At 38.7% G+C, this 12558-nt stretch carries 11 protein-coding genes and 1 riboswitch; of the genes, 6 read left to right on the top strand and 5 right to left on the bottom strand.

From position 1 onward, the window contains the following. Positions 1 to 159 precede the first annotated feature (159 nt). The 4 genes from guaA to xpt are packed head-to-tail and all read right to left on the bottom strand — an operon-like array spanning position 160 to position 5067. Positions 160 to 1701 carry a glutamine-hydrolyzing GMP synthase gene (gene guaA / locus C7N65_RS10720; RefSeq protein ID WP_105994468.1) on the bottom strand — a complete coding sequence of 514 codons (1542 nt, stop codon included), beginning with the start codon at positions 1699 to 1701 and terminating at the stop codon, positions 160 to 162. 16 nt (positions 1702 to 1717) lie between these two features. After that, the gene (gene guaB, locus C7N65_RS10715) at positions 1718 to 3184 is read right to left on the bottom strand and encodes an IMP dehydrogenase (protein ID WP_105994467.1); all 1467 of its coding nucleotides are present in this window, start codon (positions 3182 to 3184) and stop codon (positions 1718 to 1720) included. A 33-nt stretch (positions 3185 to 3217) separates the two neighbouring features. After that, positions 3218 to 4486 (bottom strand): xanthine permease PbuX, encoded by a 1269-nt coding sequence (gene pbuX, locus C7N65_RS10710; RefSeq protein ID WP_105994466.1) that lies wholly within the window; start codon positions 4484 to 4486, stop codon positions 3218 to 3220. A gap of 2 nt (positions 4487 to 4488) precedes the next feature. After that, positions 4489 to 5067: a xanthine phosphoribosyltransferase gene (gene xpt, locus C7N65_RS10705; RefSeq protein WP_105994465.1), complete on the bottom strand. Its 579-nt coding sequence runs from the start codon at positions 5065 to 5067 to the stop codon at positions 4489 to 4491. 401 nt (positions 5068 to 5468) lie between these two features. Next, a riboswitch (purine riboswitch) is annotated at positions 5469 to 5570 on the bottom strand. Between the two features lie 238 nt (positions 5571 to 5808). Here xpt and C7N65_RS10700 point away from each other — a divergent pair. The 4 genes from C7N65_RS10700 to C7N65_RS10685 all read left to right on the top strand — a co-directional run bounded on the left by C7N65_RS10700 (position 5809) and on the right by C7N65_RS10685 (position 9788). Next, entirely contained in the window at positions 5809 to 6195 is a 387-nt protein-coding gene (locus C7N65_RS10700) for a general stress protein (RefSeq protein ID WP_105994464.1), read from the top strand. A 108-nt stretch (positions 6196 to 6303) separates the two neighbouring features. Further along, positions 6304 to 6969, top strand: a complete 666-nt coding sequence (locus tag C7N65_RS10695) for a hypothetical protein (protein WP_105994463.1) — start codon at positions 6304 to 6306, stop codon at positions 6967 to 6969. Between the two features lie 117 nt (positions 6970 to 7086). After that, positions 7087 to 8100 (top strand): hypothetical protein, encoded by a 1014-nt coding sequence (locus C7N65_RS10690; RefSeq protein ID WP_105994462.1) that lies wholly within the window; start codon positions 7087 to 7089, stop codon positions 8098 to 8100. 359 nt (positions 8101 to 8459) lie between these two features. Further along, the gene (locus C7N65_RS10685) at positions 8460 to 9788 is read left to right on the top strand and encodes an L-cystine transporter (RefSeq protein ID WP_232167683.1); all 1329 of its coding nucleotides are present in this window, start codon (positions 8460 to 8462) and stop codon (positions 9786 to 9788) included. Positions 9789 to 9914: 126 nt separating this feature from the next. Here C7N65_RS10685 and nfsA read toward each other — a convergent pair whose 3' ends face one another. Then, on the bottom strand, positions 9915 to 10670 hold the full coding sequence (gene nfsA / locus C7N65_RS10680; protein ID WP_105994461.1) for an oxygen-insensitive NADPH nitroreductase: 756 nt from the start codon (positions 10668 to 10670) through the stop codon (positions 9915 to 9917). Positions 10671 to 10817: 147 nt separating this feature from the next. Here nfsA and C7N65_RS10675 point away from each other — a divergent pair, with 147 nt between their 5' ends. Both C7N65_RS10675 and ahpC read left to right on the top strand, forming a co-directional pair. Continuing rightward, complete coding sequence (locus C7N65_RS10675; RefSeq protein WP_105994460.1) at positions 10818 to 11594, top strand: 2-keto-4-pentenoate hydratase; 777 nt, start codon at positions 10818 to 10820, stop codon at positions 11592 to 11594. Between the two features lie 385 nt (positions 11595 to 11979). Next, a complete protein-coding gene (gene ahpC / locus C7N65_RS10670; protein WP_105994459.1) occupies positions 11980 to 12549 on the top strand; it encodes an alkyl hydroperoxide reductase subunit C in 570 nt (189 codons plus the stop codon). The last annotated feature ends 9 nt before the right edge of the window (positions 12550 to 12558 follow it).

The following is a 12558-nucleotide window of genomic DNA, read 5'->3' as shown; positions in this document are numbered from 1 at the left end:
TATCGGGCTCGATGTTTATCATCCACCTCATATTTGTCACTTAAAGCTTAACATATACTTCACTTTTGAGGGTCAGCGTTCATTGTCACAGTTAAGTGTCCAAAAAACCCTCTAACCATTGCGGTTAAAGGGTTTTCGTTTTATATATTTATAGACTGGTTACTCCCACTCTATAGTGCTTGGCGGCTTAGAAGTCACATCATAGACAACTCTGTTGACGTGATCGACTTCGTTTACGATACGACTTGAAATCTTTTGCAAGACTTCCCAGTCAATACGCGCAAAGTCGCTTGTCATACCGTCGATAGACGTTACGGCACGAATACCGATTGTGTAATCGTAAGTACGGTAGTCTCCCATTACACCTACTGAGCGCATACCTGGAAGTACTGTAAAGTATTGCCAGATTTCACGTTCTAATCCTTCTTCACGAATCACTTCTCTTAAGATAGCGTCTGATTCGCGGACAATTTCTAGTTTCTCTTCAGTAATTTCACCTAATACACGGATACCAAGTCCTGGACCTGGGAATGGTTGTCTCCAAACTAAGTGTTCAGGGATACCTAATTCGATACCTAAAGCACGTACTTCATCTTTGAATAATGTATTGATAGGTTCAATTAATTCAAATTGCATGTCTTCAGGCAATCCGCCTACGTTGTGGTGAGATTTGATTGTTTGTGCTGTTTTTGTACCTGATTCAATAACGTCAGTGTATAGCGTACCTTGTGCAAGGAAGTCTACACCTTTTAATTTAGAAGCTTCATCGTCGAAAACATAAACGAATTCATTACCGATAATTTTACGTTTTTGTTCAGGATCTGAAACGCCTTTTAATTTATCCATGAAACGGTCTTTGGCATTCACACGAATAATGTTCATGTTGAAGCCTTCGCCGAATTGTTCCATAACCATATCGCCTTCGCCTTTACGAAGCAAACCATGGTCAACAAAGATACATGTAAGCTGGTCGCCGATTGCTTTATGCAATAAGACAGCGACTACTGATGAATCTACACCGCCGCTCATTGCACATAAAACTTTGCGATCGCCTACTTTTTCACGGATTTTTTCAATTTCAACGTCAATGAAGTTTTCCATTGTCCATTCACCTGTACAATCGCACACGCGGCGTACAAAGTTGCGTAAGATGTCGTTGCCGTATTCAGTGTGACGTACTTCTGGGTGGAATTGAACGCCGTAAATACGACGTTCTTTATCTTCGATTGCTGCATAAGGTGTGCTTGGGCTGTCTGCGATTGAAACAAAACCTTCTGGAATTTCGATCACTTTATCTGAGTGACTCATCCATACTGTTTGTTCTTCCGGTAAACCAAAGAAGATTTCATCTGATTTTGCATGAATCGTTGCTTTACCGTATTCTCTTTCGTTCGCACGCTCAACTTTACCGCCTAATAATTTAGTCGTTAATTGCATACCGTAGCAAATACCAAGTACGGGTACACCTAAATTGTAAATTTCAGGATCGATTGTGTAAGAACCTTCTTCATAAACTGAGTTAGGTCCGCCAGATAAGATGATACCTTTAGGATTCATCTTTTTAATCTCTTCAATTGAAATTTCATGGTCGTGCAACTCACTGTACACACCCATTTCACGAATACGACGTGTAATGAGTTGGTTGTATTGGCTGCCAAAATCTAATACAAGAATTAACTCTTGTTCTTTCGCCATTTCCATAAATCAGTTTCTCCTTTTATCTTGAGTAGTTTGGTGATTCTTTAGTGATTTGGATATTGTGCGGGTGGCTTTCTGCTAAACCTGCAGGACCCATACGTGTGAATATTGCTTCTTCACGTAATTCTTTTAAGTTATGAGAACCAGTGTAACCCATACCGCTTCTCACGCCGCCCATCAATTGATAGATGTTGTCTTGTAATAAACCTTTGTAAGCGATACGGCCTTCAATACCTTCCGGCACATATTTTTTAGGTGTTTTATCTTCTTGGAAGTAACGGTCATTTGATCCGCTTTCCATAGCACCTAATGAACCCATACCGCGGTATGTTTTGTATTGTCTGCCTTGGAAGATTTCAGTTTCTCCTGGGCTTTCTTCAGTACCTGCAAGCAAGCTTCCTAACATTACTGCATGTCCGCCGGCTGCTAATGCTTTTACAACATCGCCTGAGTATTTGATTCCGCCGTCAGCAATGATAGCTTTACCGTGTTTGCGTGCTTCAGTTGCACAATCATATACCGCAGTGATTTGAGGTACACCTACACCTGCAACGATACGTGTTGTACAGATAGAACCTGGTCCGATACCTACTTTTACAACATCAGCGCCTGCTTCGAATAATGCTTTTGTAGCTTCTCCTGTCGCAACGTTACCAGCGATAACAGTTACGTCTGGATAGTTTTTCTTAATGTGTTTTACTTGGTCGATAACACCTTTAGAGTGTCCGTGTGCAGTGTCGATAACTAATGCATCTACACCTGCTTCAACTAATTTTTCTGCACGGATATCTGTATCTTTAGAGATACCGATAGCTGCTGCACATAATAAACGGCCTTGCGCATCTTTTGCTGCGTTTGGATATTCATGAACTTTTTCAATATCTTTGATTGTAATAAGCCCTTCTAATTTACCGTTTTCTGTTAATGGTAGTTTTTCGATTTTGTGTTTTTGCAAGATTTTTTCCGCTTCATCTAAAGTAGTGCCGACTGGAGCTGTAATTAAGTCTTCTTTTGTCATGACATCAGAAATTTTAATTGAGAAATCTTCAATAAAACGCAAGTCACGATTTGTGAGAATACCAACGAGGTTACGGTCTTCTTTATTGTCTACGATCGGTACACCAGAGATACGGTATTTACCCATTAAAGCTTCAGCTTCATAAACTTTTTCTTCTGGAGTTAAGTAAAACGGATTAGAGATAACGCCGTTTTCAGAACGTTTAACTTTTTGTACTTCATCAGCTTGATCTTCGATGTTCATATTTTTATGAACCACACCAAGACCGCCTTGTCTTGCCATAGCAATTGCCATTTTTGACTCAGTTACAGTGTCCATACCTGCTGAAATAACTGGAATATTTAACTTGATTCTGTCTGATAATTCAACACTTAAGTCTACTTCCTTAGGTAATACATCAGACTCCGCTGGAACTAAGAGTACATCATCGAACGTCAAAGATTCTTTAGCAAATTTATTTTCCCACATTGAATACAGCCTCCATTATTTGTTTTAATTACATTATTTCACATTTTCTTCGTTTTGTTGATACTTTATACCGTTAAAAAAGAAATTAAGTACAATTGCTGAAATTGCACCCAGTACAATTCCATTTTGAGTTAACCAGGCGAATTGTTCGCCCATTGCTTTAAATGCTTGCGGAACAGCACTGATGCCTGTCCCTAATCCGACAGCTACAGCAATAATCAAAAGATTATTCTGATTTTTGAAATCAATACTTCCTAAAATACTTACGCCGTATGCCATTACCATCCCGAACATTGCGATCATTGCACCGCCGAGCACCGGTAAAGGAATGACGTTGGCTAATGCGCCGAGTTTCGGAATACAACCGCAAATCAAGAGAAGTATAACCATTCCATAGATGACATTATTCTTTTTCACGCCTGATAATGAAACCAAACCGACATTTTGCGAATAAGCAGTGTATGGAAAAGCATTAAAGATAGAACCGATGACAATCGCAAGACCTTCCGCAGTGTAACCTTTGCGGTAATCTGTACGCGTCAATCGTCTTCCGGTTATCTTGCTCAGTGCTGTGTAAACACCTGTGGATTCAATCAAGCTGACAAGGGCTACAATAAAGAAGACTAAAATAGCACCGATATCAAAACTGAATCCAGAGAAGCGAAACGGCTTTGGAAATTCAAACCAATGTGCTGTTCCGACTTGTTTAATATCTACTACACCGAATGCGCTGGCTAATAAAGTCCCTGCAATCAACCCGATTAAAATTGCGATAGACTTTAAGAAGCCGTGTGTAAAGCGTTGTAAAATCAAAATGATGACCAGAGTTGAAAACCCTAAGATGATATTCTTCATATCTCCATAGTTTTTAGAACCTTGGCCTCCTGCAACATAGTTCATCGCAACCGGCATTAAATTAATACCGATAATGGTTACGACGCTTCCTGTTACAACAGGTGGAAAGAACTTAACAACATAGGAGAAGACTGGTGCGATTAAGACCACTAAGATTCCTGAAACAAACAAGGAACCATATAAAACGCCTAACCCTTTTGTCTGCCCTATTAATATCATCGGTGCAACTGCCGTAAAGGTACAGCCTAATACGATCGGCAACCCGGTCCCTGTTACTCGGTTCGCTTCTAAAAACGTTGCGACACCGCACATGAAGATGTCGACTGTTACCAGATATGCAATCTGTTCGGGCGTAAATTTAAGGCTGGTCCCGACGATAATTGGAACTAGTATAGCACCTGCATACATTGCAAGTAAATGTTGTAGACTCAGAATGAAGTTCTTCATGTTTATGCTTCACCCACTAATGTCACTTGATTGCCTGCAAGCGATGCAACTTGGCATAAAGAAGAAACTGTCAAACCTGCTTCTTCTAACTTCTTGCGGCCTTGTTGGAAGCTCTTCTCTACAACAATACCGACACCAACTGTTTGTGCACCTGCTTGTTGAACCAAACGGTCTAAGCCTAGGGAAGCATCTCCGTTAGCTAAGAAGTCATCGATAATCAGTACACGATCATTTTCATCCAAAAACTCTTTAGAAACAATCACACGATTCGTTTTGTTCTTTGTAAATGAATGAATATCTGTTTGATAGAAACCATCTTTCAAAGTACTCGGTTTCGCCTTTTTGGCAAAGAGACAAGGCACACCAAAACGATATGCTGCCATGATTGCAGGAGCAATACCTGATGCTTCAACAGTTAAAATCTTAGTAATCCCTTGATCTTCGAACTGTTTGTAAAATGTTTCGCCAATGTCATACATTAACTTTGCATCGATTTGATGATTCAAGAACCCATCGACTTTCAAAATCTTTTCTCCGATGACCACACCATCTTCTTTAACTTTTTGTTTTAACGCCTCCACGTTAGCAAACCTCCTCAATTTGTGTATAAAAAAAATCCCAAACTGCTAATCGAGTTTCAGGATCTATGAGTGGCACAGGCAATACACATCATCAATATAAAGTTTGCTTTGCTATCAGGAGGTTCATCTTTAACTGCAAGCCCAAAAAACCTATTTGGCCAAAAACAGCTATGACTGCATACTTCTAATAATCCGCATCAGCTCAACCCCTTGAAGCCGAATGCTAAAGCAACCATATTCATTGATAATTTGAGAAGCTGAGAGTGTTCTCTGCGTTTCAAAATACAATCGCTCGCTATATGCAGGGATAAAGTACAGGTCCCATCTCCCAATAGTCCTTACCTGTAAATTATGGTGTCTGCACACATTCAACCGTATTGTTTCGAAAGCACCATTTGTGTTGTATTGTATAAGTGACTCATAGTCATGTCGTTAAGGCGACATGGTAGAAACTTCTAAAGCCTAATTCTCTAGATTATATGAGTTAGGTAAATTATTTAATGATGATATCAGATTTCAAGCGTCTTTTCAATATTCGAAACTCATTTCATCTTATTCTTAAGAAATCCAATAATTTTAATAAAGAAAATGTTATCTTTCTGTTAATAGTTTGAATTTTCTTGCATTTTATTTGATGACCCGCATCACAAATAGTATAATGAACACGGAAACGTTTACAATAAAGAGATAATGGGTATTCTATTTTATATTAATCAGAATTTTCGGAGGGGGAGCTTTAAAATGCCAGAAATTGTTGTACTTTCATCAAAAGATGAACTTTTCGATACTTTAAAACACAAACTTGATGAAGGATTTACAAAAGACGAGATTTCAGTAATCAGCAGAAACAAACTACACATCGACAGCATAGATAGCACAGATATGAAAGTGCAATCTACAAGCGGAACTTTTAGTGACAGAGTAGCCCGCCTCCTCACAGGGGAAGATGGCGAGGAAGCTGTCTTGCAGCATTATGATTTATCAGAAACTGAACGCCAAATTTTAAAACGCGAACTGCTTGATGGTAAAATCGTTGTACTTGCGGGGAAACATAAGTATAGTCGTAAAGAATTCAAAAAAGAATATGAAGAACATAAAGATAAACACGACAAAGAGTATGAAATTTAATATGTGTATCTGATTCTTTAATCGGCAGCAGTTGCTGCCGTTTTTTTATTCTACAAGCAAAGTACAGCGGTATGCTATAATCAAAAGAAACATGGGAGGGGACGACTTATGGAATTTAAATTAGTAAAACAAACATCTGACCCGTTATACGAAGCTGCTTTAAAAATTTATGACAACTACCAATTTGGCAATGTAAATCAAAAACATCATATATTCAAGCAATCTCTTGAAAATAAGCGCACTCAAAACGATTATGTCTTTTTAGTAGGGTTAGATCAGGGTGAACCTGTCAGTTTAGCCACAGCACACTATGAAGCCACTACTAATGCAGCATTCATTATCTACCTTGTTGCTGTCGATGCACCTGATAGAGCACGTTATCTAGCTGAAACATTAGAAAAAGTACAAGATGCATTGGACAATCTTGCCAACCGTGTACATGACCGCGATGTGAACTTCTTCATGATGGAAGCCTTACCTGTACCAGATTCTTCAGAAGAAAAAGATGCAGACTTGCTTGTTTCGCGCCATCGTTTCTTAAACGAACACGGCTTCGAACAACAAAGAGAAATCGATTATGTACGCCCTGCACTTGAAAAAGGCCAGCCGCCGATTGCCTTAAACTTATTCTTGCACACACGCATTCCATTGACTAAAGACATTTATGCGACAAGTGTCAAATCTTGCTACATTTTAAAATATGTCTTCGCAAACCATCTTTCACGCAAAACTGTATATCCTCTCTTAGAACAAATGGATCTCAGAAAATCCTAAGAACGCTTGAAATCATACGGTAATCGGGTTAAACTAACATAGAGGTTAGACTGACGTTTGTGTGACGTAAGACAAACGTCCGACTTAAAAATCATAAAGTGAAAGGATATAGATCAGATGCTAACAAAAGAATTCGCCCAACGCGTCGAATTAAGTGAGAAACAAGTACGTAAAATTGTTCAACACTTAGAAGAACGCGGCTACCACTTAAATAAAACCGAATACCGTGGTCGTGAAGCAACTGACTTCCAAGAAGAAGACATCGAGCTATTCAGAGAAATTGCGGACAAGGTTAAAAAGACAAACAGTTATGAACTTGCTTTCGAAGAATTAGAAAAAGAGAATGACTTCTTGCAAATCGTTGTTAAAGATGAAAACAAAGAACAATTACCAAGTGATCAGAATTTCGCAAAATTATTAAGCGACTTACATAACGACATCACTAAAATGCGAGAAGAACGCCAAATGCTCGGCCAAATGATTTCTCAAGTACACCAACAGCAAAAAGACTTGCAAACGCTGCAGCAGCAAATGACAAATAAACTTGATCAACACGAAAAAACATTGAAAGCCATTGAAACTGCACAAAAAGATCAAGCGAAAGCTGTTGAAGATAATACAGCAGCTGTAAAATCGCATACAGATAAAGTATTAGCACAACCAAAACAAGAAGCGCCTGTAAAAGCAGAAACACCAAAAGCAGAAGCTGAACAGCCAAAAACAGAAAAAACTGCTGCTTCAACAACAGTTGAAACTAAGAAAGAAGAAAAGCCATCTGTATCATCAACTGCTGAAGCTAAATCAGAAGAGAAAACTGCTGGTCAAACATCAGAAACACCGATTTCTGATTATAAAGGTGCAGCCGTTTCAGCTTCATCTGATGACAATAAAACATCAACTGAAAGCACAACTGCTGAAACTAAATCAGACAGTACTTCTGCTGCATCAGTCAACAAATCAGCTGCGACTGAAAACAAAGTATCTGATTCAGAAATGCAAAGCACACCTAGCACAACTACATCTGAACCGGAAACACCGATTGATGCTATGCATAATCAACATGAACCTTCAGTACCGCCGCATAAAAAAGAAGAGAAGAAAGGTTTCTTCGCACGTCTATTTGGAATGTAATTTCGAGAGATGCAACGCTCCAACCCGACCATACGGGTTGGAGTTTTTTTATTATATTCCCTTGCTATAACAGGCTGTGCGAAAAACTGGCATTGACCCTACCTTATATATGAGATATATTTACTATGTATTTAGGGGGACTTTACAAAATTTACATTGTTCCGTGTATTTATGGTTGATACGTGTCTGCTAATATTCTATCTATTATCCAGAACTTCGTATTTATAACAGCCATTTGAATCTTTGTACAATCTTATTCATTCCGGATACAGATAAATTAAAGGAAAGGAAGTTTGATTCAATTGGGTTTCACAGTTCTTAACATCGTCATATTCGTCTTGCTGCTTGCTGGACTTTTCATGATGGCAAAGAAACACGTTGCTTTCTCTAAACGTGTATTTACTGCACTCGGCATCGGTATTGTACTTGGCGCTATTATGCACCTGGTCTATGGTGCTGATTCAAAAATTACAACAACTACTACAGATTGGCTGGGCATTGTAGGAAACGGCTACATTTCCTTGCTTCAAATGATTGTAATGCCGCTGATCTTTATTTCGATTGTCGCAGCATTCACTAAAATTCAACTTGGTGAAAAATTCGCGAAAATCGGTTTTTATATTTTCGTATTCCTTATCGGTACTGTCGCGGTTGCGGCAACAATCGGTATAATTTCAGCTTTAGTCTTCGGTTTAGATGCTTCATCTATCGACTTGGGCAACGCTGAACATTCAAGAGGTACTGAAATTGCACAAAAAGCTAAAGATATGACAGCAAGTACTTTGCCGCAGCAAATTTTAGAACTCTTACCGTCTAATCCGTTCTTGGATTTCACAGGTCAACGTACTACATCTACAATTGCGGTCGTTATCTTTGCGACATTTATTGGTTTTGCTTATTTACGTGTAGCACGCAAACAGCCAGATAATGGTCATATTGTGAAACGCGGAATCGAAGCTGTCTACGCAGTAATTATGTCTGTCGTAACTTTCGTGTTGCGTTTAACACCTTATGGTATTTTAGCTATTATGGCGAACACCATCGCAACCAGCGACTTCGGTGCTTTATGGACATTAGGAAAATTTGTCCTCGCTTCATATGCGGCACTGATTACTATGTTTATCATCCACCTCATTATTGTCGGCGGTTTAGGTCTGAATCCTTGGCGTTACGTACGAAAAGTTGCTGAGGTGCTGATCTTCGCATTCACAGCACGTTCAAGTGCAGGGGCATTGCCGTTGAACGTGCAAACACAAAAATCACGTTTGGGTGTACCTGAAGGTATTGCTAACTTATCCGCTTCCTTCGGTCTATCTATCGGCCAAAACGGATGCGCAGGTATCTATCCTGCAATGCTTGCTGTAATGGTTGCACCTGTAGCAAATGTGGAAATCAACTTCCAATTCATCATTACAGTAATTGCAGTTGTCGTGATTTGTTCATTCGGTGTTGCTGGTGTCGGCGGCGGTGCGACATTCGCAGCCATCTTAGTACTTTCTACATTGAACTTGCCGGTAGCGCTCGCAGGTGTCTTAATTTCAGTAGAGCCGCTTATCGATATGGGCCGTACTGCATTAAACGTTAATGATTCAATGCTTGCAGGTGTCGGCAGTGCTAAGCTCACAGGCAACCTTGACAAAGAACGCTTTAAATCAAATGATTATGGTGATTTAAGTACAGATTATTAATCTTAAAAGTAAAAAAGCAGTACTATAGCATCAATAAAGCAGGCAGGACAAAGTTTAATCGTCCTGCCTGCTTTTATTGATTCACGCACTTATATGTTGGTACATGTTCGCTGTTAATGGTTAATCTTATTTTTGAACAAAACCAGAATCATGCAGCTCGTCTAACATATCTGTACGTTGTTTCATCTCTAAGAAATTCGCAACTTGCTGAGACCAAGTTTCTGTACGTTTGCCGTCTGTACGTTTTGAGTAATAATCGCTAACGACTTGGTCATATTCTTTTAATGCATCTACTTTTGATGATTTATCTTGATTGTATTGATTTTCATGGAACACTGCTTCAAATGGCAAACGCGGTTTAGGAGAACCTTGTTCATTATCTGCAGGTACACCGACTGCCATACCGAATAATGGGAATGTATATTTAGGCAAGTTCAATAATGCTTTCACACGTGCAACGTTATTGCGCAGTGAACCTAAATACACAATACCTAAGTCTAAACTTTCAGCTGCAACTGCCATATTTTGTGCGAGCAAGGCAACATCAATTGTACCTACTAATAAGCCTTCTGCAGACTCGAATGAACTTTGCATATCGCCTTGTACTTGTTCATTGATCAAATCATGGCGATGATAATCCATCACAAAGACAAACAAGTAGCCGTTCTCTTCCACATAGGCTTGACCTGATATTTCTCGCAATGCTTTTTTGATTTCCGGATCAGTCACACCGATAATCGAATATGTTTGCAAATAACTGGATGTTGAAGCGCTTTGTCCCGCTTGTACAAGCTGCTTCACAGTTGCTTCGCTTAAAGGTTCTTGTTTAAATCGTCTGACTGAATGGTGTTTTTTCATTAATTGTTCAATTACATCTGACATAGATTTTACGCCCCTATCTTTCCAAATGATTTTAACACTCCTATTTTACCCTTTTTTCATGAGGCTTAAAAAGTTAATGCTTTGAAACTTAATCCGAATAAAGTTATCCTAATACTATAAATATTCTGACTAAAGGGAGAGATAACTATGACACAACATAAAAAAGAGATTGTTAACACATTATTCAAAGCACAAAAAAACCATGAACCCGTCAACTTCATTTCAGAAGAATATGAAGTCAGCGAACCCGTGGCTTATCAAATCCAAGATGAATTAATCGAAGCACTCAAACAAGCCGACAACAGTGAAGTCGCAGGTTATAAAGTAAGTATGACTAGCGAAGATACGCAAGCTTATGCGAATACAAACGAACCTGCTTACGGTACGATTTTATCGAATAAAGTTGTAAAATCCGGAGACACTGTACAGCTTTCTAAATTGTTTGCCCCTTTAATCGAACCTGAATTGGTATTTGTATTAACTGAAGATATCAGCCCAGATGCTTCTGACGAAACTATTTTAAACAGTGTTAAAGTTGCACCGGGCATCGAAATCCCAGACGCACGTTATAAAGATTGGTTCCCTAACTTTACTTTAGGTGATTTGATCTCTGATAACACAGCTTCAGGCTTAGTCGCATTAGGCGAAGCGAAAGCGCCTGTTTCATACAATGATTTCGAAAATATCACATTAAAATTATCAAAAGATAATGAAGAAATTGCGACAGGTATTTCTTCAGATGTATTAGGCAACCCTATTGAAGCCTTGAAATGGTTAATCAATAAATTGAATACACAAGGCAAACAGCTTTACAAAGGCCAAATTGTGTCATCTGGTACGTTTGTACCGCCTGTACCTGCAAAAGCCGGCACTTATAAAGCTGAATACAGCTACCCTGGTTCAATTGAAGTCACATTTGAATAATCCATGACAACTTCCATTTACTCGTTTGGAAAATTGAAAAGGGGTATATGTGTATTGTAGGTTCTCACAATAATTAATAATGTATGGGTTTCATTGAGAAAATTTGATTCTAATTGATATTGGGCAATAATTATTAATTTCCTGTAAACTTGTTGGCTTTACATGAGTTTTAAAAGCCGTTAGAATGTCCAATATGCTTGTTTTCAAGGCATTTTAACAGTCGTTGTACGTTAGAAACCACTTATATTGACTATTTCTGACGATAATGTGATAATAGTAATCAAGGAGATTAGAATTATTATAAATAAATAATTAGGATAATTTAGATATCCTGGTTATGTATTCTGATCAAACAAACTTTATAATTTCTAGGAGGATGTATTTTATGTCATTAATTAACAAAGAAATTTTACCATTCACAGCAGATGCTTATGATCCTAAAAAAGACGAATTCATCGAAGTTTCAGAAGAAACATTACAAGGTTCATGGAACGTAATCGTATTCTATCCAGCTGACTTCTCATTCGTTTGTCCAACTGAATTAGAAGACGTTCAAAACCAATATGATGAATTACAAAAATTAGGCGTAAATGTTTACTCAGTTTCTACTGATACTCATTTCGTACACAAAGCTTGGCACGATCATTCAGATGCTATCAGCAAATTACAATACACTATGATTGGTGACCCATCACAAACAATCACTCGCAACTTTGACGTATTAGACGAAGAAAAAGGCTTAGCTCAACGCGGTACTTTCATCGTTGACCCAGATGGCGTAGTACAAGCTGCAGAAATTAACGCTGACGGTATCGGCCGTGACGCAAGCACTTTAGTACACAAAATCAAAGCTGCTCAATACGTTCGTAAACATCCAGGCGAAGTTTGCCCTGCTAAATGGGAAGAAGGCGGCGAAACTTTACAACCTGGTCTTGACTTAGTAGGTAAAATTTAAGGAGGCATT

Origin of the sequence: Staphylococcus simulans (assembly GCF_002994445.1) — a bacterium.
GTDB classification, from domain to species: Bacteria; Bacillota; Bacilli; order Staphylococcales; family Staphylococcaceae; genus Staphylococcus; species Staphylococcus simulans_B.
This window is presented reverse-complemented; position numbering and strand designations above follow the sequence as displayed.

What these genes read in the sequence shown, in the direction of transcription:
- guaA (WP_105994468.1), bottom strand. Translation starts at nt 1,701, where the DNA reads ATGGAAATGGCGAAAGAACAAGAGTTAATTCTTGTATTAGATTTTGGC.
- guaB (WP_105994467.1), bottom strand. Translation starts at nt 3,184, where the DNA reads ATGTGGGAAAATAAATTTGCTAAAGAATCTTTGACGTTCGATGATGTA.
- pbuX (WP_105994466.1), bottom strand. Translation starts at nt 4,486, where the DNA reads ATGAAGAACTTCATTCTGAGTCTACAACATTTACTTGCAATGTATGCA.
- C7N65_RS10700 (WP_105994464.1), top strand. Translation starts at nt 5,809, where the DNA reads ATGCCAGAAATTGTTGTACTTTCATCAAAAGATGAACTTTTCGATACT.
- C7N65_RS10695 (WP_105994463.1), top strand. Translation starts at nt 6,304, where the DNA reads ATGGAATTTAAATTAGTAAAACAAACATCTGACCCGTTATACGAAGCT.
- C7N65_RS10690 (WP_105994462.1), top strand. Translation starts at nt 7,087, where the DNA reads ATGCTAACAAAAGAATTCGCCCAACGCGTCGAATTAAGTGAGAAACAA.
- C7N65_RS10685 (WP_232167683.1), top strand. Translation starts at nt 8,460, where the DNA reads ATGATGGCAAAGAAACACGTTGCTTTCTCTAAACGTGTATTTACTGCA.
- nfsA (WP_105994461.1), bottom strand. Translation starts at nt 10,670, where the DNA reads ATGTCAGATGTAATTGAACAATTAATGAAAAAACACCATTCAGTCAGA.
- C7N65_RS10675 (WP_105994460.1), top strand. Translation starts at nt 10,818, where the DNA reads ATGACACAACATAAAAAAGAGATTGTTAACACATTATTCAAAGCACAA.
- ahpC (WP_105994459.1), top strand. Translation starts at nt 11,980, where the DNA reads ATGTCATTAATTAACAAAGAAATTTTACCATTCACAGCAGATGCTTAT.